This is a genomic window from Prochlorococcus marinus str. MIT 0917, from assembly GCF_027359575.1.
GTDB lineage: Bacteria > Cyanobacteriota > Cyanobacteriia > PCC-6307 > Cyanobiaceae > Prochlorococcus_B > Prochlorococcus_B marinus_D.
Genome location: NZ_CP114784.1, coordinates 1,811,828 through 1,832,699, shown reverse-complemented (window position 1 = coordinate 1,832,699; position 20,872 = coordinate 1,811,828). Strand labels below are relative to the sequence as shown.

Below are 20,872 nucleotides of genomic sequence, written 5' to 3'. Positions count from 1 at the left end.
ATTCTGGTCTAATATCTATTTATAGGTGAACGTCTGTAATGACACAAATGACAACTGCAGATGTGCCCTCAATGGGCAGAAGGCAGTTCATGAATCTGCTTACCTTTGGAACAGTTACAGGGGTTGCTTTAGGAGCATTATATCCAGTAGCTCAATACTTCACTCCTTATAGGGCCGGTGGTGGTGGTGGTGGAACAAATGCAAAAGATGAGTTAGGAAACAATGTAAGTGCAAGTGGTTGGCTATCAACCCATCCAGTTGGTGATAGAAGTTTGGTTCAAGGACTTAAGGGTGATCCGACCTACCTAATAGTTGAAGGTGAAGATGCAATTACTAGTTACGGAATTAATGCGATTTGTACTCACCTTGGTTGTGTAGTGCCATGGAATAGCGGAGCAAATAAATACATGTGTCCATGTCATGGAAGTCAATATGATTCCACAGGAAAAGTTGTAAGAGGACCAGCCCCTCTATCTCTAGCTATAGCTCATGTATCAGTTGAGGATGATCAAGTGCTAGTAAGTCAGTGGACAGAAACTGATTTCCGAACTGGTACTGATCCTTGGTGGGGATGATAAATAAATGAAAAAAAACTTCAATACCATTTCTAAAATCATGAGTCGTTCATTAAAACTTTTTCTCTTTTCAGTTTTTATCGGATTTTCAATATTTGTAATTCCTCAACCAACTTGGGCATACCCATTTTGGGCACAACAAAAATTTGAAAATCCTAGAGAAGCAACTGGAAAAATTGTTTGCGCTAATTGTCATGTAGCAAGTATGCCAACGAGAGCTGAAGTGCCTCAGGCAGTTGGTGCTGATAGTGTTTTTAAAACAGTAGTAGAAATACCTTATAAAAAGGACCTGCAAGAGATTGGAGCTGATGGAAGCAAAGTTCCTCTCCAAGTTGGAGCCGTTGTAATGCTTCCAGATGGATTTAAGCTTGCTCCTCAAGAAAGATGGACTGATGAAATAAAAGAAGAGACACAAGGTGTTTACTTCACCCAATACAGCGAGGAACAAGAAAATATTATTTTAGTAGGACCTTTACCTGGGGATCAAAATAGAGAGATTGTGTTCCCTGTCTTATCACCTGATCCTAGAAAAGACAGCAATTATAATTTTGGAAAGTATTCAATTCATGTAGGAGGTAATAGAGGGAGAGGTCAAGTTTATCCAACTGGTGAGAAGAGCAATAACAATTTGTTTACGGCAACAAATTCAGGGACAATAACTTCAATAGAAACCAACGAAGATGGAACACAAATAATTAATATAAACAATGAAGAAGGAGAAAGTTTTACTGAAAATCTTCCTGCCGGTACTTCATTATTAATAAAAGAAGGTGACACTGTTGAGAAAGGTGCAAAATTAACTGAAGACCCAAATGTTGGTGGCTTTGGTCAACTTGACAAGGAAATAGTTTTACAAAGTAAGGCAAGAGTTATTGGTATGATAATTTTCTTTATTGGAGTGGGTTTATCCCAAATAATGCTAGTTCTTAAAAAGAAACAAGTAGAAAAAGTTCAAGCTGCTGAAGGAATATAAATTAAAATAGTTGATGGAAAATATTTTTTTAGCGCTTAGATCACCTGGGCCTGAGTTGTTTCAACTGGGGCCCTTTTCATTAAGGTGGTATGGATTACTAATAGCTATTTCAGTTTTATTAGGTTTAAATTTATCAGGTGAGTTAGCTTTAGAAAAAGGATTAAAAAAAAGCCTTATTAACGATTTACTTCCTATTTTAGTTTTGTCATCTGTAATTGGTGCAAGAATTTATTATGTTGCATTCGAATGGAGAAACTACACGGGTAAAAACTTCTGGAGTTCTCTTAATTTACTGAACTTAAATATTCCTATTCCTAGTGCGATAGAAATTTGGGGAGGAGGAATTGCAATTCATGGTGCACTGATTATGGGTACACTATCCATTATATTTTTTTGCCGCTGGAGAAAAGAACCTTTTTGGGATGTTATAGATGTTTTGGTCCCCTCAGTTGCATTAGGCCAAGCAATAGGTAGATGGGGAAATTTTTTTAATAATGAAGCTTTTGGGATACCTACAAATTTACCCTGGAAATTATTTATACCTTATAGATTTAGGCCAGAAATTTTCTCAACGCAAGATTATTTTCACCCTACCTTTCTTTATGAATCAGTATGGAATATTTTTGTTTTTGGCATACTTATTTTTCTTTTTAGAAAGGCAAATAGAAGAGAAATTAAGTTGCCATCTGGCAGCTTAAGTTGCTTATATTTAATCACTTACAGTTTAGGCAGGTTGTGGATAGAATCCTTAAGAACTGATCCTCTCTGCTTGGGTGGGGTTCCACCTTTTTGTGAGGGAGGACTACGAATAGCACAATTAATTAGCTTATTTTTAATTAGTGCAGGTTTATTAGGAATATGGAGAATTTATATTTCTAAAAAAGCACTCCCTGATCCTTCCTTAATTAATAAAAGAAATCAATGAATCCGATTTCAATTGTGGGAGCAGGCCCAGGCGCTTTAGACTTGATGACAATAAGAGCTCAACAAAGACTAAAATCAGCCGATGTTCTTGTTTGGACAGACTCTCTCATCCCTATACAAATAACTAAACTTGTCAAAGATGATTGTGAAAAGATAAAGACAAGTTCATTAACTCTTGAAGAGATCCTTTTAATCTTAATTAAAAAGCATAAGGAAGGTAAAAAAATTGTTCGTCTCCATGATGGTGATCCTTGCTTATATGGAGCCATATCAGAACAAATATGTAGATTAAATGATGAAGGAATTGAGGTAGAAGTGGTTCCAGGAGTAAGCGCCTATCAAGCAACAGCAGCAACTTTAGGATTCGAACTAACAATTCCAGATTTAACCCAAACAATAATACTTAGCCGAGCTGATGGCAGGACAGGCAAACCAGAGAAGGAAGGTCTTCAAAAGCTAGCATCTATTCAATCTTCTTTATGCCTTTACCTAAGTGCAAGACATATAGAAGAAGTGCAATCCATACTTATAAAGTATTATCCTCCGAATACTCCTGTAGCAATTGCATATAGAGTAACTTGGCCAGATGAATGGATAAAAGTAATACCTTTGAGTGAGATGGCAAAAACATCTCAAGAAAAAAATTTAATCAGAACAACATTATATATAATTAGTCCAACATTAAAGATAGGTAATAATCGGTCAAAGCTTTATAATCCTACTCATTCACATTTATTTAGGTCGAGTTAAATAGAAAAAATACGGACTATATTTTATCAACATTACAGCCAAAGATAAATTATCTTTTAGAGACAAACGACTTTACAGAGCCTTTAGAATGTACTTGTTACACAAAAGGGTTTTTAATTGGAAAAAAGTGAAGAAAGAAAAAGCGATAGTACTCATGTCGCAAATAAAAAATCTGCATTACGAACTGTTGGTGAGTTCCTAAGAGAAGCCCGGCAAAGTAGAAATCTTTCACTAGAGGATCTATCTTCATCTCTCAGAATTGGGAAAGAACAATTGATTGCAATTGAATCAGGAAATGAAAGCGCACTTCCTGAAAAAGTTTTTATTAGGGCAATGGTTCGAAGAATTGCCGAGAAATTGAACATAGATACAAGTTTTATTCTTGAAGAACTTAATGAAAAAAACAATGAGTCTCAACCTAGCCCAGTGATTAAGAAAAAGAATACTAGAAAAAAAAGAAATTTCAATCCATTTAGCATAGTAATTTTATCGGGTGCTTTAGGATTATTTACTTCAATTATGCTAGTAAAATATATACAAAAAGGTCAAAATGATTCAATTAATAATCAGCGAAGTGATATCTTATTATCAGACAAAAAGATATCTTATTAAAGTATATTTATCTGAACGTCCTTAATTTTCTTAATTAGTAAAATTGCCTTATTTAAACTCCATTTCTCAAGATCTAAATTTTGGCCTAAGTCATTAGGAATTAGCTCTATATTAACTGTTTTATTATTAGCTACAATAACTATCTTTGAAATCAAAGGTTCTGGTCTTCTATCCAAAGAGCATGAGAGTCGAAGAAGTACAGACATTTCGGCAACTAAGCTTCTGTGACTTTCTTCAATCAATAATTGCCAAGATTCATGTCTTTTTTTTGGAAAACTTTTTCTGTGATACCTTGCAATAGCAGCGACCATTAAATGCTCACTTTGGGAATATCCTAAAAGCTCACCATGTTTAATTAAATACCACGAATGTTTGTGATAGGAACTGATATTAATATGTTTTCCACAAGCGTGAAGTTTAGCGGCTGCCCACAAAAGATCTCTACCATCACCATTATCATTATGCAAAACCCCTCTTGTCTGATCATAAAAAGCAAGGGCAAATTCTGATACCCTTTTTGATCTTTTTGAATTAACACCAAATCTTTTCGATTGATGAATAACTGTTCTTTCTCTTATTGACCCTTGAAAGCTCAACTGATCTTTTAAATAATTATTTCGACACATCCAATCAACAACTAATCCTTCCCTAAGAGCTCTCTCACTTAAAATAATTTCATTAACATTAACCATATTCATTATGGTTTGTAAAATCAAAGCCCCAGGGACAATAATTTCAGATCTTCTTTCACTTAATGTGGATAATTCACTTCGTTCAGAAGGTGTCATTTTCACTAACTGACTAACAATTATATCTAAATTAGTTTTTGGGATTTTATATCCTTGTAATTTTGATTGAATATGATTTTCTTTATGAGATATTAATGCACCAATAGCCATAGCAGTTCCACTAGTTGCGACCAAAACTGGTGTTTCACCTACTTCAATTCTCTTAGATATTTTATCAATTGCAGACTCCATAGAGCCTCTAATAAATGACCTTAAAAACAATTCAGTCTGAGAGGATATTGGATCTTTTTTAATAAATTCTCTTTGTAATCTTACTGCTCCAATCTTTGTACTTGTTAATGCTCGTGCTTCAGAACTATCAGCAAGGATTAATTCTGTCGAACCTCCTCCAATATCAAGCACCAGATGAGGTTTATTTCCAAATTGCATGCCTGATAATACACCTAGATAAATTAATCTTGCTTCCTCTGCTCCACTTATCAATTCAACATCTAAGCCTATCTTATTTTTTATTTCAGAAATAAAGATTTTCCCATTTGGTGCTTCTCTAACCGCACTTGTAGCGGCAATAATAAGACTCTCAACTTTATAACTTTCTGATAAATCCTTAAACCTCTTTAACGTTGAGAAAGCCCTATTCATAGCAAGAGAAGTAAGTTCTCCCGTCTGAGGATCTCTTTCTCCTAGTCGTGTTGTCGATTTCTCTGCAAGTTCAATACTAAAAGTATTTAATTTTCGCTCGATCTTTGCAATTAATAAATGAGTGGAGTTGGTGCCAATATCAATTGTTGCCACACGACATAATTCAGTATCTGGATTTTCTCCAAGATCCAATTCCATAGAATTTCCTTCCAAGGAATTATTTATGAAGTCACCTAACATAAATGAGTAGGTTGAACCTCAATACTCTGACACCCTCAGCACCCCATTGAGAAGGCCTTATAAATCATTATCAATTTGAATTTTCGTGAATAATCTTCTTACCCAAAAAATGGGATATTATTTCCAACTTCTTAGATGGAACAAACCCAGCGGAAGATTAATACTTCTCATCCCTGCTGGCTGGTCTCTTTGGTTAACTCCTACAGCCCCTCCTTCTCTATTTGTTTTGGGAATAATAATTCTAGGCGGATTATTTGTAAGCGGTGCAGGATGTATCGCTAATGATATTTGGGACAGAAAGTTTGACAGGAAGGTAATAAGAACAAAAAAGAGACCTTTGGCCAATGGGAAAGTATCTGTAAAGACTGCATGGATAATACTAATTTTAATGTTATTTTTTAGTCTTTTTATAGTTCTTTCAATCCCACAAGGAAGTAGAAATTTATGCCTTCTACTTGCATCATTATCATTACCTTTTATTCTTTTATATCCATCTGCGAAAAGATGGTTTAAATATCCCCAACTTGTTCTTTCTATTTGCTGGGGATTTTCAGTTCTAATCCCTTGGGCCGCAAGTGAATCTTCTTTAGCAGGGGGAGTAACACTAGTATTGTGTTGGCTTGCAACTGTTTTTTGGACTTTCGGCTTTGATACTGTTTATGCAATGGCAGATGAAATTGAAGACAAAGTAATTGGTCTAAACAGCAGTGCGCTCAGTCTCGGGGAAAAGTCAATAAAAACAGTTTCTTTTTGCTACGTTTTAACCTGCTTTTTTCTAGCTCTTGCTGCTTTCAAAGCCAATTTAGGATTAATGTATTGGCCTTTTTGGTTAATAACTACTTTAGGAATGCAAAGAGAGGTCTTCTTATTAAGTTCAAGATCAAAAGGTATTAAGACTTCGGGTTTGCATTTCAGCAATCAAGTGCGACTTGGCAGTTTATTGCTACTTGGCATGATCTTTAGCAAGCTTATTTAATCAATTTTTTTAGCACATAAATGACTGAGCCTCTAAAGAAAGGCGATCTTTTCCACATAGTTGCCGCAAGTTCCCCAATAACTAAAAAAGAAGATCTTCACTCTGGGATCAAAGTTCTTCAGGAGTGGGGATTAATATGCAACCCTATCGATGCAATAGATAGGTCATGGGGTTACTTAGCTGGTAATGATGAAGTTAGATTTAATGAATTACACCCAAACAATCATTACCCTCTCTTGTTTTTTGCTAGAGGTGGATGGGGATCGGCAAGATTGCTAGAAAAAAGGCAACCATGGAAAGCAGGTTGGATGATTGGCTTTTCTGATGTAACTTCTTTACTTCTTGCACGACTAGCAGATGGATTGAAAGGAGGAGTTCATGGTCCACTCATTACAACGTTGGGATCCGAACCAAACTGGAGTAAAGACAGACTCAAATCAATTTTGTTTGGCAATTGTGTACCAGATATTTATGGAGATCCATGGGGAGGCGGGGTCTCAAAGGGGCATATAATAGTTGGCAACCTCACTGTCCTAACTCACTTAATTGGGACTGATCATCTACCAAATCTCAAAAAATCAATTTTAATCATCGAGGATGTTGGAGAAGCTCCCTACAGAATTGACAGAATGCTAACTCACCTAAGATTGGCTGGTGTTCTGCAACAGCTATCCGGCTTAGGTTTTGGTTCATTTACAAATTGTGATAATGAGAAAGACGTCGACAAAACAAAGACGTTTGAGCTTCTTGATATTTTCAAAGATCGAACAAAAGACCTTAAAATCCCAATTGTTTCAAATCTGCCCATTGGGCACTGTTGTGGGAACGCATCACTTCCTCTAGGGAGTCAAGCTATCTTGAATGGCGACAGTGGGAGTCTTAGACTTTTAAAGTAGACAATAAAGACTCTGCTATTACGAGATCAAATGGGGTTGTCACTTTAATATTTGAAGGTCCTGCATCATATATTTTCACTGGTAATCCCAAACGTTCAAATAAGGATGCATCATCGGTTACATTCCATCCTTTAGCGATCGCCTCACTATGAGCATGCTTCAGTTTATTTACTGGAAAGCCTTGAGGTGTCTGTGCCGCCCATAAGTCTGAACGAGGAGGGCTCTCAATAATCGCACCATCTTTATCCACTCTTTTTATGGTGTCAGTCACTTGTGAAGCAGCAATAACAGATTGATCCTTGGAAACAATCTTTGAGATTTCATCAAAAACAAATGATTTCACCAAGCATCTTGCTCCATCATGAATCAGCACATACTTAGCATCATATGGAAGGGCAGCTAATCCCAGTTGAACTGACTGCTGTCTTGTAGATCCCCCATTTATCCATTGAACTGACTTTACTGAGTTATCAAGTATTGAACAAATAGCTTCTTTGTCTTTGGGTTGTCCAATAATTCCAATCCAAGAAATTGTTTTAGCGTCGAAAGCTGATTTCAAAGTCCACTCTAAAACCGTTTTACCTGCAATCTTTAAAAGGAGCTTATTTCTATCAGCCCCCATTCGACTTCCACTCCCAGCAGCCGCAATTAACAAATGCACAACTGATCCCTCACCATTGATTGTTCATTTAATATATTCGACCAGTAAAAATAACTATTTTTAGTGTCTGAGCTTAAACTCTTTTCAAAAAGCAAGTAGCTCAATAGTAAGTTAAATAAACTAAATTTTAGATTTTAACGATTTTAAAAATCATAAGATTATGACATTCTCAAAACTACTTGAAGGTCAGACTGCAATTGTAACTGGAGCCAGCAGGGGTATTGGTAAGGCTATTGCAATTTTTTTAGCACAGGAAGGAGCAGAAGTAATAATCAATTATTCATCATCTTTAGAGAATGCAAATAAAGTCGTATCAGAAATAAAATCCTTTGGAGGTAAGGCATATCCTCTTCAAGCTGATATTTCTAATGAAACCTCGGTAAATGAATTAATAAAAACAGTCCTGGAGAAAAATAATAAAATTGATGTTCTGGTAAACAACGCAGGTATAACTAAAGATGGCCTTTTAATGAGAATGAAAACGGACGATTGGCAGAAAGTTTTAGACCTTAACTTGAGCGGTGTTTTTTATTGCACAAGAGCGGTTTCTAGGCAGATGTTGAAGCAAAAAAAAGGAAGAATTATCAACATAACTTCTGTTGTTGGGTTAATGGGAAACCCAGGGCAAGCAAATTATTCTGCAGCCAAGGCAGGAGTAGTGGGTCTTACACAAAGTGCTGCAAAAGAATTTGCAAGCAGAGGTATCACTGTAAATGCAGTTGCTCCAGGTTTTATTTCAACTGATATGACAAAAGATCTGAATAGTGAATCAATCCTTTCTGCTATCCCACTTGGAAGATTCGGGAACCCTGAGGATGTTGCAGGAGTAGTTAGGTTTTTAGCCGCAGATGCTTCAGCTGCTTACATAACCGGTCAGACGATTCAAGTTGATGGTGGGATGGTTATGAGTTGAGCAAATATCAATTTTGTATGGGCTGACCTAATTCATCTCTCAATCTTCTAATTCGCTGCAAAAGTTTTAATCTTCTGCTTCTTGCTGTAGCTGTAAGAAATATCCTCAAAGGGAAATAAATCAAAGTCATAGTTCCAGCCAACCCAGCCATGAGAATAAAAAATAAAGCCCCAGGATCGTTCATACGTTGACACTAACTACCTTCTGCAAGATTTGGGAATAATTTGTGAATTACAATTCGGCTTTCCCCACTTATTTAGCCTCCCCTAATGTGTGATTCCTGTGGGAGATTAAGTTTAATTCAATCTAGATATGGCAAAACTTCTAAGTTTTTCGGACGAATCTCGCAGTGCTCTCGAAAAAGGAGTAAACAATTTAGCCAATGCTCTAAAAGTAACAATTGGACCTAAAGGTAGAAATGTTGTTATTGAAAAAAAATTTGGAGCCCCTGATATTGTTAATGATGGAGTAACGATTGCTAAGGAGATAGATCTTGAAGATCCATTTGAAAACATAGGAGCAAAGCTCATTGAACAGGTTGCATCAAAAACGAAGGAAAAAGCTGGGGATGGAACAACTACTGCAACAGTTTTAGCTCAATTTATGGTTCAAGAAGGGTTGAGGAATACAGCCGCGGGAGCAAGCCCAATCGAATTAAGAAGGGGGATGGAAAAGGCCGTAGCTCAAATAGTTGATGATCTCAAGAAAAAAAGCAAATCAGTCAGTGGTGATGCAATTAAACAAGTTGCGACAGTAAGTGCTGGTGGAGACGAGGAAATAGGTTCAATGATTGCAGATGCAATAGACAAGGTAAGTTTTGATGGAGTAATAACGGTTGAGGAATCCAAATCTTTAGCAACTGAACTAGATATCACTGAGGGAATGGCGTTTGACAGAGGGTATAGCTCACCTTATTTTGTGACTGATGAAGATCGATTAATTTGCGAATTTGAAAATCCTTTAATCCTAATCACTGACAAAAAGATTTCATCGATTGCTGATCTGATTCCTGTTCTAGAAGCAGTGCAAAAGAATGGAACACCATTAATAATTCTTGCCGAAGAAGTAGAGGGTGAGGCATTAGCCACACTAGTTGTAAATAAAAATCGTGGTGTTTTACAGGTAGCTGCTGTTAGAGCCCCATCATTTGGAGAAAGAAGAAAAGCTGCTCTTGGAGATATTGCAGTACTCACTGGCGGCACATTAATAAGCGAAGACAAAGCTATGAGTCTTGAGAAAGTTCAAATTTCTGACTTAGGTCAAGCAAGAAGAATAACAATTACAAAAGACAGCACAACAATTGTCGCAAATGAGAATCAAAATACTGAACTATCTAATCGCATTGCCTCAATCAAGAGAGAACTTGACGAAACAGATTCTGAGTATGACCAAGAGAAGTTAAACGAGAGAATAGCTAAACTTGCTGGAGGAGTAGCTGTAATTAAAGTTGGCGCCCCAACTGAAACTGAGTTAAAGAACAGAAAGTTAAGAATTGAGGATGCTCTAAATGCAACTCGTGCCGCTATTGAAGAAGGTATTGTTGCCGGTGGAGGAACTACTCTTTTAGAACTAAGTGATGGACTTGTAGATTTATCTGAAAAACTAGACGGTGATCAAAAAACCGGAGTTGAAATTATAAAAAGAGCATTAACTGCTCCAACAAAACAAATTGCTATAAATGCTGGATTTAATGGAGATGTTGTTGTATCAGATATTAAAAGGTTAGGTAAAGGCTTCAATGCACAAACCGGAGAGTATGTGGATTTACTTGAAGCAGGAATTTTAGATGCTTCAAAAGTAATAAGACTTGCTCTTCAAGATGCTGTATCTATTGCTTCCCTTCTCATAACAACTGAAGTTGTTATTGCTGACAAACCTGAGCCCCCATCTACACCAGGAGCCGAAGGAGGAGACCCTATGGGCGGAATGGGAGGAATGGGTGGAATGGGTGGAATGGGTGGAATGGGTGGAATGGGTGGAATGGGCGGAATGGGTATGCCAGGAATGATGTAAGAAATTAAAAAGATCTAGAATTTCAAACTTGCGAAGAATAGAAATTAATAAAAACAATTTAAACTTAAGTTTTTAGCAACCACTTCTTTAGATAACTATATTTAGGCTTAGGTGGTAAAGGAATCAAAGCTTTAATTTCATTTTGACTTCCATAGTCTTTAAATGAATTTACTGCTTTGTTTTCATTATTTTCTTTATCAACTATTTCATAAGATTTAATTTTAAAGGCTTGACTATTCCCATCCATAAACGGCTCTAAATCTTTGTTTTTTACTTCTTTTTCTTGATTATCAATGTCTTTTATAGAAATTGCTTTATCCCCTTCAAAAGATTTTTCTTGTGATTGATCAATTTTTTGATTATCTACATTGGTTGAGTCTTGATTTAATTGATTTAAATCTAGGCTTTTTAGTTCTTCTAAACTTTCCACTCCAAAACGATGTGCATATTGAGATTTCAGGAGAGAATATAAATCATTATCATTGGCCTTTAGAGCTTCTATAATTTGTTTTTGTAGCTGATGCTTTCGAGACTCCAAGGTTCTTTAAATCGCTAAATTAAGATTATCAAGCAAGTTTGCGATTTAAAAGAGGTCTGATAAGAAAAAACAATCCAACTGTAAGAATTAACAGAATTGCTAGGCAAGAATAGCCATTGACTTCTCCATAAGGAGCATTAATTAAAACTGAGTTCAAATCCACAGATTTTTGGTAAGCCATTCGTATAGGTTCAATCGCAAATGTTAATGGATTAATTGATGCTATCCATCCAAGCCATTCAGGCATAAAAGATATAGGAGCCAAAGCTGTGCTAGCAAAAAGAACAGGTAGATTAGCTATGAAGATAATTGCAATTAGTTCTATATGTCCTGGTAAAACAAAAGCCAATCCAAGACTTAGCCCTGTTATTGCAAATACCAATAATAATAAAGTTATTGCTATGAGAAGAAAACCTCCCAGACTTGGCCATCCATAACCCAAGAGAGCAGAAGTTGCCATTATTGCAAAACTCTGCAAAAGGCTAATAGACGTTATATATATTACTGAAGAAATTACGATTGAACTTCTACTACTCAATGGTGCAACTAATAGTCGATTAAGAAAACCAAATTCTCTATCAAACATTAAAGGGAGTCCAGCATTGAGAGCACCACTAAAAGCAGTAAATACTATTAATCCTGCGCCAAGAAATTCTCCATAGCTACTACTCCCAGGCAAAAAATCAATGGGAGCTTTAGAGAATAATGCTGCAAACAGTAAAAGCCATATCAAAGGCTGAAGAATTCCTGCAAATAACGTCGAAGGGCGTCGAATCAATTGAATGAAAAGCCTCCATGTCAAGGCAAAAGTCTCTTGCAACATTTCATTCAAATCATTTCTAGCTTGTTTTTCCTTATGAAGTGATGGCTTAGAGGTAATCATGAGTTAAATAATTTAAGATTAATACAAGCAATTAACGCATTGATTTCTTATTCTCAAGCTTAAAATCTCTTTTACCAGCAAGTTCTAATTCTGCATCCATAAGAGTTTTGCCAGTCGCCTGCAAATAAACATCATCTAAACTTGGCCGACTATGGGAAAGTGCAAAAACTTCAAAATTTTCTTTTGAAAGATAACCCGACAAGTTTGATATAATATCATTATTTTGAACTAAAAAGTTTAAAGAATAACCTTGTTTTTGATTGACTACTACATTTGATACTCCATTAATGTTTTTAATTAATTTCCTTACAGATTCTGCTTCAACTTCATCACTGAACTCTCGAACTCTAAGTGTCACTCTGTCACCACCAAGTTCTTTTTTCAAATCATCTGGTTTTCCACTAGCAATGACTTTGCCTCTATCAATAATAGCCATCTCATCCGCCAATTCATCTACTTCCTCGAGATAATGACTACTTAAAAGAATTGTAGTTTGATTGTTTCTTAGTTCCTTCAATAATTCCCATATAACTGATCGGCTTTCTATATCCAAACCAACAGTAGGTTCATCAAGAATCAATAATTCTGGTTCATGCAATAATCCCGAAGCGAGGTCAAGTCTTCTTTTCATACCTCCCGAAAAAGAACCACATCTTCTATCAATCCATTCATGCATATCAAGTCTCTGAATCAATTCTTCAATTCTCTTTTTCTTCTGTTTCTTATCTAGATGATAAAGATCTCCTTGAAGCTGTAGTAACTCTCTACCTGTAAGTATTTTATCGATTGCGACATCTTGAGCTACATAACCCAATCTTCTTCTAGTTTCTTTTTCCTCAAGAAAGACATTACGTCCCCCGACCTCAACACAACCAGAATCAGGTGCAAGGAGAGTACAGATAATTCTAAGTGCAGTGCTTTTACCTGCCCCATTTGGACCCAACAACCCATACAAAGAACCCTTTGGAACTTCAAGGTTAAGTCCATTCAGAGCCACAACAGGGCCATAAGACTTAAATAAATCTCTTAGTTGGATGAAAAACATCTAGTAATAGATTGCCTAAAAAATAAGCTGATATCTTCTAACAAATTCTAATTAATTTTGAAGAGCAAGTTCATAAAGTTTTTATTTTTATTTTGTAGATTTATGAAAATCCCATAGAGAAGTCTTTAATTAAAGCTATCAACTGATCATTAAAAACAATTGACACTTGTAATCTACTAATAACAAGTAAAAAACAAACTCCAAACATATAAAGAATAGACCATCTAAACAAACCCTTAGCCCGATCTAAATCTTCTGGATTATCTCTTAACCTGGAAACCAATTGAAGAAGTCTTGAATTATAAGGTAGTAATAACATTCCATACAACAAACCTCCTTCGGGCAAAACAAAACATCCTAAAAAGCTTAAAAATACAGTTAGATAACCATAAACAGATATTGCTTTAGCAGTAACAAAAGGACCACTTACTGTTGGAAGCATAGGAATGCCAACAGATCGATAGTCCTCTTTCAACAAGATCGCCAAAGCCCAAAAATGTGCTGGGGTCCAAACCATAACCAAAGAAAATAGCCACCAACCACCTAATCCAATATGTCCTGCCGCTGCTGAAGCTCCTACAAGAGGGGGAATTGCTCCAGCGACTCCTCCAAAAACTATATTTTGAGATGTTCTAGGTTTTAAGTAAGCTGTGTAGAGAAGAACGTAACTACAAAGTCCTAAAAGAGTAAGCCCTGCTGCTAAACAGTTAACTCCACTTATTAAAAGGGCTGAAGAAGCAAGTGTACAAGCAATTGCTCCTATAAAAACAGAAGACTGGGAAAGGCGACCAGAGGGCAATGCTCTATTACTGGTGCGTTTCATTCGCTTATCAAGATCTTGCTCCCACAAGCAATTAAGAGCTCCTGCAGCCGCAGCCGCAAGAGCTCCTCCTCCCAAAGTACATGCCAATCTTGGAGATGGTAACGGCCATTCCTCCGAAAGAGCCATTCCTCCAACAGTTGTGGCAAGTAAAAGAGGAATTAATCTAGGTTTAGCGACTTCTAACCAAGCTGGAAGTTTAATCCGCTTTCTAGAAGGAACTATTTCCTCGCGATTAACGGTCTGTGTAATTAAATCTGATGTAGAGCTAACCATGACATGTCTCCAAGGTTGATTGAGTTATAAAAAGTAATTGGGAAGAGTCATCAATTCCTCTACCTTTAAAATTCAATGCTGATATTACGGCCACTAATAAGCAGGCAATTAGTTGATGACCAATGACAAGGATAGGTTCACTCATGCCTAGATGAACAGAAAAAGCTCCTAAGAGAATTTGTGAGATGATTAAAAAAATAATCGTCAAAAGATAAGGCCATTCTTTAATAAAAACATCTCTGTTTAAAGATGAGACAATTACGAAAGAAATAATTAAAAAGCTCACAGGGATAGCACTCGCCCGATGGAGTAGCAAAAGATTGCACGAATCTCCAAAATCCAAGCATCTTTGAGCTGCCCACGAGGTCGCCACCCGACTACCCAGTAAAGACTGAGCTATTACTGAAAAAAGTGATAACAAACCAAAACATCGAAGCCAAAGTGGGAAAATTGATTTGCCTGGATTAAGTAATTGTTGAGTCACACCACTCATGATTGCAACAATAGTAAATGCGACCGCAAGATGAGCCATCACAACTAAAGACGGCAATAATTGCAGTACTGTTAAAGCACCTAAAAAACCCTGGAAAGCAACCAATAGAGTTAAGAATCCATAAATCCAAGGAAGCCATTTAGGTAAAGTTTTCGCCCAGAACAAAGAAAAGGTAAATTGAGTAATTAAAGCAATCCCTACGAAAAAGGCATCTAAACGATGAAACCATTCCAAGAAGACTTGTAAATTCATTTGCCTACCAGGCAAAAATGATCCATAACATAGAGGCCAGTCTGGGCAAGCAAGACCAGCCTCCATTACTCTGGTTGCCCCTCCAATCACTACAAGAGCGATAAGGGCAACGACCACGTGAGCTGCAATTTGGCCCAATCGAAAACGTGGCTTTAGTGGATAAATAACCTGCACGTATGCAAAAGCCATTAAGATCATTGTTAATTCAACGTAGCGATTACTTCGTACACGTCACCGGAATAAACGGACTGCAACATAAAGATTCTCTTTAAAAAAATTATTCATCTTGAATTAACAATTAGCCGATACATTAGTTACTTTTGCCCATAACCTATAAATAGCCAAGGAGATTTTCTTGCCGAAACTGTCGGCCATCTTAACTCTTACATCAAGTCTAATTCTTGGTATTGGAGGAGTTTGGATTGCATACAACGTCGATATGCTTCCCGTTAGCGCGAGCATGAATGCTCCTGTTTACGATGAACTCTATCGAGTCCTATTCATTATTGGCTGCATACTTTTCATAGGTATGACTGCTTTAGTAATTTATAGCCTTTTTCAATTCCGTCGTAGACCTGGCGAAACTGGTGATGGGATTGACTTAGAAGGTAACATTTCTCTTGAAATTTTCTGGACAGCAGTCCCTGCCATTATTGTTTTGTTTATAGGGCTATATAGCTACGATATCTATGATCGAATGGGTGGCATGCAACCTTTAATGCATGATCACAGTGGTCAAATAAATAATCAGGTCGAAAGAGTTTGGGGAGGTATAGGTTCCGGGCCTATTGAGTCTACATCTACAAAAAATCTATCCTCATTACCGATTGAGTTAACTGCAATGCAATTTGCTTTTATCTTTCATTATCCAAAAGGAGATATTATTTCTGGCGAACTTCATGTTCCAGTTGGAAGAGAAGTTAATTTAAAGATGGAATCTAAAGATGTAATACATGCTTTTTGGGTGCCTCAATTCAGACTTAAGCAAGATGTCATTCCTGGCCAACCAACGATTTTAAATTTTACTCCTACAAAAACAGGTAATTTCCCAATTGTTTGCGCAGAATTGTGTGGTCCCTATCATGGTGGCATGAGATCAAACGTAATAGTTGATGAACAAGAAGACTTCGATACTTGGTTAAAAGAAAACTCTAAAGAACAAATATAAATCTATGACTATTTCACTCAAGCCAGGTAACACTCCTCCAGAAAAACTTCAACCAACTGGATGGCTCAAATATCTTAGTTTTAGTCTTGATCACAAAGTAATAGGTCTTCAATATTTAGTTTGTGGCTTCTTTTTTTATTTAATTGGAGGATCTTTAGCTGGAGCAATAAGGGTAGAACTCACCAGTCCCCTCTCAGATTTCATGCCTAGAGAGGTTTACAACCAAGTTTTAACTCTCCATGGCACAATCATGATTTTCCTATGGATCGTGCCTGTAGTAAATGGAGCCTTTGGGAACTATTTAATCCCTTTTTATGTTGGCGCTAGGGATATGGCCTTTCCAAGGCTGAATGCTGTTGCTTTTTGGCTAATACCTCCCTCCGGTTTAATGCTGATAACAAGCTATTTCATAAACGGTGCCGCACAATCTGGATGGACAGCTTATCCACCTCTGAGCATTACGACTCCTGCAGCCGGTCAAATTATTTGGATATTGAGTGTATTACTTTTGGGTGGAAGCTCAATCTTTGGTGGTATTAATTTCATCGCCACCATCCTAAAGCTAAGGAGGCCTGGCCTGAAATTAATGCAATTACCCATGTATTGCTGGGCAATGCTTGGTACAAGTATTCTTGTAGTTCTATCAACTCCTGTTCTCGCCGGTACTTTAATACTCTTGAGCTTTGACATAGTTGCTCATACAGGTTTTTTCAACCCAAGTCTTGGTGGCAATGTAATTGTTTATCAACATCTTTTTTGGTTTTACTCGCATCCTGCAGTTTATATCATGGTTTTACCTGCCTTTGGGTTGGTCAGTGAAATACTTCCAATTCATAGTAGAAAACCACTGTTTGGCTATACAACAATGGTCTTCTCAATTATGGGAATAGTTGTATTGGGTCTAGTAGTTTGGGCCCATCATATGTTTACCAGTGGGACTCCACCATGGATGCGCTTATTTTTCACAATTGCTACTGCATTCATAGCTGTTCCTACAGGTATTAAATTTTTTAATTGGGTTGCAACCTTATGGGGAGGAAAAATTTCACTTAATGCTGCAATGTTATTTTCCTGCGGATTTATTATTAACTTTGTTTTAGGTGGAATAACTGGAGTTGCTTTAGCTCAAGTACCTTTTGACGTTCATGTGCACGACACCTATTTTGTTGTTGCACATTTTCATTACATAGTCTATGGAGGTTCTGTCTTTGTTATCTTCTCCTCGATTTATCACTGGTTCCCAAAATTTACTGGGAAAATGCTTAATGAAAATCTTGGAAGATTCCACTTTATAATTACTTTTATAGGCTTTAATCTTTGTTTCGCTCCTCAACACTGGCTTGGTTTAAATGGAATGCCTCGGCGAGTGGCTGAATACGATCCACAATTTCAATTAATCAATCAAATAAGTAGCGTAGGTGCATTGTTAATGGCTTTAAGTACTTTACCTTTTTTATGGAATATTCTTCAAAGCATCCTCTACGGAGATGAAGCTGGTGACAATCCATGGAATGCGCTCACTCCTGAGTGGTTAACAAGTTCACCACCGCCTGTTGAGAATTGGGAGGGAGAAGCACCACTCGTTCTTGAACCATATGGTTATGGAGAAAAAGATTCAACTAAAACTCAGGAGCAATTGAAATGACATCGATAGTTCCAAAAGAGCAATCCTCGGAAAGCACAAAAGATCTCTCAACTGAAGAACATGAAGATTTTCGTTTGTTTGGCTTAATAGCTTTTTTAATCGCAGACGGGATGACCTTTGCAGGATTTTTTGCGGCATATCTAACTTTCAAAGCAGTCAACCCCATTGGTCCTGATGCTGTTTACGAATTAGAACTACCATTACCAACTTTAAATACTGTCTTGCTCCTTTTGAGTAGCTTTACTTTTCATCGAGCTGGGAAATTCCTAGAAAAGAATCAATCAAAAGAATGCCAAAAATGGCTTCTTATAACAGGCTCATTGGGACTGGCATTCTTAATCAGTCAAATGTTTGAGTACTTTACTTTGCCTTTTGGATTAACTGACAATCTTTTTGCAAGTACTTTTTATGCCTTGACTGGCTTTCATGGGCTTCACGTAACACTTGGATCAATAATGATAATGATTATTTGGTGGCAAACACGTGTCCCATCTGGTCGAGTAAATAATGAAAACAAATTCCCATTTGAGGCAGTCGAGCTCTATTGGCACTTTGTAGACGGGATTTGGGTAGTTTTATTCATTATCCTTTACCTGCTTTGAGAGGCAAATATTGATACTAAGCAAGAAACTTTCGATTAATTTGTTGCCACAATTCCACTTTTTGGTCAGAATTCAGTTAATTAAATCAGTCTGAAATGCTTGTTGGAAAAGAACTCCTAGACAAAGCAAGATCTTTGAGCAACCGTCCAGAAGACGAAATAGCTAAAGGATGTGGTTACGTGGGGCCAAGCGGGAGAGTTTTACGCAAAAGTTTTTACCGTGCTCTAGTTGAAGCGAAAGGTTATAAACTTCGCTCAAATGGTCCTGGAAGAGCAGGGAACAGATCTTCAAGAGGAAGGCAAGCGGAATTCAGGACTAAAGTTCATGGAAATGGAAATCTTCTTATTGGACATGCCTATACAAAAAAACTAGGTCTTGAACCTGGACAGGAATTTCGTATTGATGTACGAAAAGAATCTGGAGCGATAAGTTTGTTACCACTCAAGAAATAATAAGTCGCTCAAAGAAATCATATAAAACTATTAATTCCAACCTTGCTCGTTAAGCCATTGAGAGCTAATTACTGGCCTTTGCTTGGAAATAGAATTATTATTATTTACTTTTAGAAGTTTTTCTGCGTATTTAGCCATCAAGTCAACTTCCAAATTAACCTTTTCTCCAATTGTCAAAAACTGTAAGCATGTATTTGACCACGTGTGAGGTATTACGGCTACTGAAAATTCAGACCCATCAAGATATATCTCTGCAATAGTTAGACTTATGCCATTTAGGCTAATACTCGCCTTATCACACATATATCTGCAGAAATTCAAATCATCCCAAGATAATCTCAAATTCCAAGAATTTTTCAAGTTTTCTATTGAAACAACTTCACCCAAGCCGTCTATGTGTCCACTAACAATATGACCACCTAATCGGTCAGAAAAACGTAATGCTGGCTCAAGATTCACAAAACCATTTCTCTGAGCTTTTTCTGCAAGATTTGTTCTCTTAAGAGTCTCTTCACTTATATTTGCAGTAAAAGAATCGTTCATCAATTCAGAAACTGTTAAACAAACTCCATCCACAGAAATACTATCACCAAGTTTTAAAGGTGAAAAAGGCTTACATCCATCAACAACCACCCCAATATTATTTTTCTTGATCGTGCCTATAGACTGAATTAAGCCAGTAAACATTATTGAGTCTACAACTTTTAGAATGTTAGTTATGGTATTTAAAAATGTCTTTGAAAAGTTTTTTGAATTTAAAATTTAGTTTGATTATGAATTATTCCAATTTAAAGCCAAGTCTTTTTTACTCTCAAGACTCAGTTTTGGCAATGACCAACATTTATTCCAAACACTCTCTTCTGGAAGGAAGATAGATTTATACTTCTGCGGAACATTTATATTTTTTCTCCTTAAGTCTGATAAATCTGTTGGTGGTAAAAAACCTTTACTTATTACACGACTCAAAGAACTATCTCCCCATAAGTTATTAAACCAATCAGTTGGGAAATACTCTGGAGACAGCGAAGGAGAAGCAAGTACTGTCCAATTCAGTGGACTTCCCTCTTGGGGCAAAAGAACAGACAAACGAGGGTCTTTAATAAGACTATCAACACAGCTTGAAAAAGGTAAAACTGCTGCATTAGCTCTACCTGAAACTACCCAATTCAAAGCATTCCTATCATCAAAAGTTTTGGCATAGCTCTTAATTTTTGAGAAATCATTAACTAAATCTATTTTTTCTGCTATCGAAATTAGAAGATAAGGACTATTAGGAAAAACTATTTGATTTGCTAGTGAACTTGAAAAAATAACTTCCCAAGAATTCTTGTTTTTTAGAGCCAGAGAGTCTTCATTTCTGAAAAGTATCACCCAAGGACTAACCGCTAAAGGTAAAACCTTCTTTTTATAATCATCGCCTAACCCATAGAGAAAAGAATTAGCCTGTTTACTGAAATTTTTTCTAATTTTATCTGCTCTTATTTCTCGAAGAGAATTAATAGATAAATCATAAATCCAGCCATCATTTAAGACTAATAAATCTGTTTTTTCTTGAAGAGTAGAGTTATAAGAAAATGTTTTTAATTCGATATCTTTTATAGGAAAAAATTCCCAACCCGTAGATAAACTATTAACAAATTCACTAGGGAAAGTATCAGAAATCCCTCTCAAAGCTAATTTCTTTTGATATGTTGAGCATCCAGATAATAAAAACAAAGAAGAAATCAATCCATACTTGATGAACTCTCTCCTTCTAAATGTATAAGTATTCATA

General features: G+C 36.5%; 23 protein-coding genes. 13 read left to right on the top strand and 10 right to left on the bottom strand.

Going from position 1 to position 20,872, the window contains the following annotated elements; translation table 11 throughout:
• Window positions 1-38: 38 nt before the first annotated feature.
• The 5 genes from petC to O5637_RS10230 all read left to right on the top strand — a co-directional run bounded on the left by petC (window position 39) and on the right by O5637_RS10230 (window position 3,834).
• Window positions 39-575, top strand: a complete 537-nt coding sequence (gene petC, locus O5637_RS10250; RefSeq protein WP_269604750.1) for a cytochrome b6-f complex iron-sulfur subunit — start codon at window positions 39-41, stop codon at window positions 573-575.
• A gap of 7 nt (window positions 576-582) precedes the next feature.
• A complete protein-coding gene (gene petA / locus O5637_RS10245) occupies window positions 583-1,548 on the top strand; it encodes a cytochrome f (RefSeq protein WP_269604747.1) in 966 nt (321 codons plus the stop codon).
• 13 nt (window positions 1,549-1,561) lie between these two features.
• Complete coding sequence (gene lgt / locus O5637_RS10240) at window positions 1,562-2,473, top strand: prolipoprotein diacylglyceryl transferase (protein ID WP_269604745.1); 912 nt, start codon at window positions 1,562-1,564, stop codon at window positions 2,471-2,473.
• The gene (cobM, locus tag O5637_RS10235; protein ID WP_269604743.1) at window positions 2,470-3,222 is read left to right on the top strand and encodes a precorrin-4 C(11)-methyltransferase; all 753 of its coding nucleotides are present in this window, start codon (window positions 2,470-2,472) and stop codon (window positions 3,220-3,222) included. Before lgt ends, cobM begins: the two co-directional genes overlap by 4 nt.
• A gap of 117 nt (window positions 3,223-3,339) precedes the next feature.
• Entirely contained in the window at window positions 3,340-3,834 is a 495-nt protein-coding gene (locus O5637_RS10230; RefSeq protein ID WP_269604741.1) for a helix-turn-helix domain-containing protein, read from the top strand.
• Here O5637_RS10230 and O5637_RS10225 read toward each other — a convergent pair.
• Window positions 3,831-5,423 carry a Ppx/GppA phosphatase family protein gene (locus tag O5637_RS10225; RefSeq protein ID WP_420063714.1) on the bottom strand — a complete coding sequence of 531 codons (1,593 nt, stop codon included), beginning with the start codon at window positions 5,421-5,423 and terminating at the stop codon, window positions 3,831-3,833. The genes O5637_RS10230 and O5637_RS10225 overlap by 4 nt on opposite strands.
• A gap of 127 nt (window positions 5,424-5,550) precedes the next feature.
• On the opposite strand from O5637_RS10225, the gene O5637_RS10220 reads away from it, so the two are divergent.
• Window positions 5,551-6,441 (top strand): 4-hydroxybenzoate polyprenyltransferase, encoded by an 891-nt coding sequence (locus O5637_RS10220; protein WP_269604738.1) that lies wholly within the window; start codon window positions 5,551-5,553, stop codon window positions 6,439-6,441.
• Window positions 6,442-6,461: 20 nt separating this feature from the next.
• Entirely contained in the window at window positions 6,462-7,337 is an 876-nt protein-coding gene (locus O5637_RS10215; protein WP_269604735.1) for a S66 peptidase family protein, read from the top strand.
• Here the strand turns inward: O5637_RS10215 and ispD are convergent.
• The gene (gene ispD, locus O5637_RS10210) at window positions 7,321-7,998 is read right to left on the bottom strand and encodes a 2-C-methyl-D-erythritol 4-phosphate cytidylyltransferase (protein ID WP_269604733.1); all 678 of its coding nucleotides are present in this window, start codon (window positions 7,996-7,998) and stop codon (window positions 7,321-7,323) included. The two genes, O5637_RS10215 and ispD, sit on opposite strands and share 17 nt — an antisense overlap.
• A 160-nt stretch (window positions 7,999-8,158) precedes the next feature.
• Between ispD and fabG the strand changes: the two genes are divergently transcribed.
• Entirely contained in the window at window positions 8,159-8,911 is a 753-nt protein-coding gene (fabG, locus tag O5637_RS10205; protein ID WP_269604731.1) for a 3-oxoacyl-[acyl-carrier-protein] reductase, read from the top strand.
• A 7-nt stretch (window positions 8,912-8,918) separates the two neighbouring features.
• On the opposite strand, the gene O5637_RS10200 is transcribed toward fabG, so the two are convergent.
• Window positions 8,919-9,095, bottom strand: a complete 177-nt coding sequence (locus O5637_RS10200) for a hypothetical protein (protein ID WP_158466132.1) — start codon at window positions 9,093-9,095, stop codon at window positions 8,919-8,921.
• Window positions 9,096-9,223: 128 nt separating this feature from the next.
• Between O5637_RS10200 and groL the strand changes: the two genes are divergently transcribed.
• A complete protein-coding gene (groL, locus tag O5637_RS10195; RefSeq protein WP_269604730.1) occupies window positions 9,224-10,924 on the top strand; it encodes a chaperonin GroEL in 1,701 nt (566 codons plus the stop codon).
• Window positions 10,925-10,988: 64 nt separating this feature from the next.
• Here the strand turns inward: groL and O5637_RS10190 are convergent, their stop codons facing one another.
• The 5 genes from O5637_RS10190 to O5637_RS10170 form a co-directional block, all read right to left on the bottom strand.
• The gene (locus tag O5637_RS10190) at window positions 10,989-11,462 is read right to left on the bottom strand and encodes a hypothetical protein (RefSeq protein ID WP_269604729.1); all 474 of its coding nucleotides are present in this window, start codon (window positions 11,460-11,462) and stop codon (window positions 10,989-10,991) included.
• 28 nt (window positions 11,463-11,490) lie between these two features.
• Entirely contained in the window at window positions 11,491-12,345 is an 855-nt protein-coding gene (locus O5637_RS10185) for an ABC transporter permease (protein ID WP_269604727.1), read from the bottom strand.
• A gap of 31 nt (window positions 12,346-12,376) precedes the next feature.
• A complete protein-coding gene (locus tag O5637_RS10180) occupies window positions 12,377-13,390 on the bottom strand; it encodes an ABC transporter ATP-binding protein (RefSeq protein WP_269604726.1) in 1,014 nt (337 codons plus the stop codon).
• 100 nt (window positions 13,391-13,490) lie between these two features.
• Window positions 13,491-14,486, bottom strand: a complete 996-nt coding sequence (locus O5637_RS10175; protein ID WP_269604724.1) for a heme o synthase — start codon at window positions 14,484-14,486, stop codon at window positions 13,491-13,493.
• Window positions 14,479-15,420 carry a COX15/CtaA family protein gene (locus tag O5637_RS10170; protein ID WP_269604722.1) on the bottom strand — a complete coding sequence of 314 codons (942 nt, stop codon included), beginning with the start codon at window positions 15,418-15,420 and terminating at the stop codon, window positions 14,479-14,481. Before O5637_RS10170 ends, O5637_RS10175 begins: the two co-directional genes overlap by 8 nt.
• A 166-nt stretch (window positions 15,421-15,586) precedes the next feature.
• Between O5637_RS10170 and O5637_RS10165 the strand changes: the two genes are divergently transcribed.
• The 4 genes from O5637_RS10165 to O5637_RS10150 all read left to right on the top strand — a co-directional run bounded on the left by O5637_RS10165 (window position 15,587) and on the right by O5637_RS10150 (window position 19,098).
• The gene (locus O5637_RS10165; protein ID WP_269604720.1) at window positions 15,587-16,399 is read left to right on the top strand and encodes a cytochrome c oxidase subunit II; all 813 of its coding nucleotides are present in this window, start codon (window positions 15,587-15,589) and stop codon (window positions 16,397-16,399) included.
• A 4-nt stretch (window positions 16,400-16,403) separates the two neighbouring features.
• Window positions 16,404-18,044 carry a cytochrome c oxidase subunit I gene (gene ctaD, locus O5637_RS10160; RefSeq protein ID WP_269604718.1) on the top strand — a complete coding sequence of 547 codons (1,641 nt, stop codon included), beginning with the start codon at window positions 16,404-16,406 and terminating at the stop codon, window positions 18,042-18,044.
• Window positions 18,041-18,646: a cytochrome c oxidase subunit 3 gene (locus O5637_RS10155; RefSeq protein WP_269604716.1), complete on the top strand. Its 606-nt coding sequence runs from the start codon at window positions 18,041-18,043 to the stop codon at window positions 18,644-18,646. Before ctaD ends, O5637_RS10155 begins: the two co-directional genes overlap by 4 nt.
• Window positions 18,647-18,741: 95 nt before the next feature.
• Window positions 18,742-19,098 carry an AbrB family transcriptional regulator gene (locus tag O5637_RS10150; protein WP_158466122.1) on the top strand — a complete coding sequence of 119 codons (357 nt, stop codon included), beginning with the start codon at window positions 18,742-18,744 and terminating at the stop codon, window positions 19,096-19,098.
• A gap of 30 nt (window positions 19,099-19,128) precedes the next feature.
• On the opposite strand, the gene O5637_RS10145 is transcribed toward O5637_RS10150, so the two are convergent.
• A complete protein-coding gene (locus O5637_RS10145; protein ID WP_269604714.1) occupies window positions 19,129-19,785 on the bottom strand; it encodes a riboflavin synthase in 657 nt (218 codons plus the stop codon).
• An 84-nt stretch (window positions 19,786-19,869) separates the two neighbouring features.
• The gene (locus tag O5637_RS10140) at window positions 19,870-20,871 is read right to left on the bottom strand and encodes a hypothetical protein (protein ID WP_269604712.1); all 1,002 of its coding nucleotides are present in this window, start codon (window positions 20,869-20,871) and stop codon (window positions 19,870-19,872) included.
• Window position 20,872 lies beyond the last annotated feature (1 nt).

What these genes read in the sequence shown, in the direction of transcription:
- petC (WP_269604750.1), top strand. Translation starts at nt 39, where the DNA reads ATGACACAAATGACAACTGCAGATGTGCCCTCAATGGGCAGAAGGCAG.
- petA (WP_269604747.1), top strand. Translation starts at nt 583, where the DNA reads ATGAAAAAAAACTTCAATACCATTTCTAAAATCATGAGTCGTTCATTA.
- lgt (WP_269604745.1), top strand. Translation starts at nt 1,562, where the DNA reads ATGGAAAATATTTTTTTAGCGCTTAGATCACCTGGGCCTGAGTTGTTT.
- cobM (WP_269604743.1), top strand. Translation starts at nt 2,470, where the DNA reads ATGAATCCGATTTCAATTGTGGGAGCAGGCCCAGGCGCTTTAGACTTG.
- O5637_RS10225 (WP_420063714.1), bottom strand. Translation starts at nt 5,423, where the DNA reads ATGGAATTGGATCTTGGAGAAAATCCAGATACTGAATTATGTCGTGTG.
- O5637_RS10215 (WP_269604735.1), top strand. Translation starts at nt 6,462, where the DNA reads ATGACTGAGCCTCTAAAGAAAGGCGATCTTTTCCACATAGTTGCCGCA.
- fabG (WP_269604731.1), top strand. Translation starts at nt 8,159, where the DNA reads ATGACATTCTCAAAACTACTTGAAGGTCAGACTGCAATTGTAACTGGA.
- O5637_RS10200 (WP_158466132.1), bottom strand. Translation starts at nt 9,095, where the DNA reads ATGAACGATCCTGGGGCTTTATTTTTTATTCTCATGGCTGGGTTGGCT.
- groL (WP_269604730.1), top strand. Translation starts at nt 9,224, where the DNA reads ATGGCAAAACTTCTAAGTTTTTCGGACGAATCTCGCAGTGCTCTCGAA.
- O5637_RS10185 (WP_269604727.1), bottom strand. Translation starts at nt 12,345, where the DNA reads ATGATTACCTCTAAGCCATCACTTCATAAGGAAAAACAAGCTAGAAAT.
- O5637_RS10180 (WP_269604726.1), bottom strand. Translation starts at nt 13,390, where the DNA reads ATGTTTTTCATCCAACTAAGAGATTTATTTAAGTCTTATGGCCCTGTT.
- O5637_RS10175 (WP_269604724.1), bottom strand. Translation starts at nt 14,486, where the DNA reads ATGGTTAGCTCTACATCAGATTTAATTACACAGACCGTTAATCGCGAG.
- O5637_RS10170 (WP_269604722.1), bottom strand. Translation starts at nt 15,420, where the DNA reads ATGGCTTTTGCATACGTGCAGGTTATTTATCCACTAAAGCCACGTTTT.
- ctaD (WP_269604718.1), top strand. Translation starts at nt 16,404, where the DNA reads ATGACTATTTCACTCAAGCCAGGTAACACTCCTCCAGAAAAACTTCAA.
- O5637_RS10155 (WP_269604716.1), top strand. Translation starts at nt 18,041, where the DNA reads ATGACATCGATAGTTCCAAAAGAGCAATCCTCGGAAAGCACAAAAGAT.
- O5637_RS10150 (WP_158466122.1), top strand. Translation starts at nt 18,742, where the DNA reads ATGCTTGTTGGAAAAGAACTCCTAGACAAAGCAAGATCTTTGAGCAAC.
- O5637_RS10145 (WP_269604714.1), bottom strand. Translation starts at nt 19,785, where the DNA reads ATGTTTACTGGCTTAATTCAGTCTATAGGCACGATCAAGAAAAATAAT.
- O5637_RS10140 (WP_269604712.1), bottom strand. Translation starts at nt 20,871, where the DNA reads ATGAATACTTATACATTTAGAAGGAGAGAGTTCATCAAGTATGGATTG.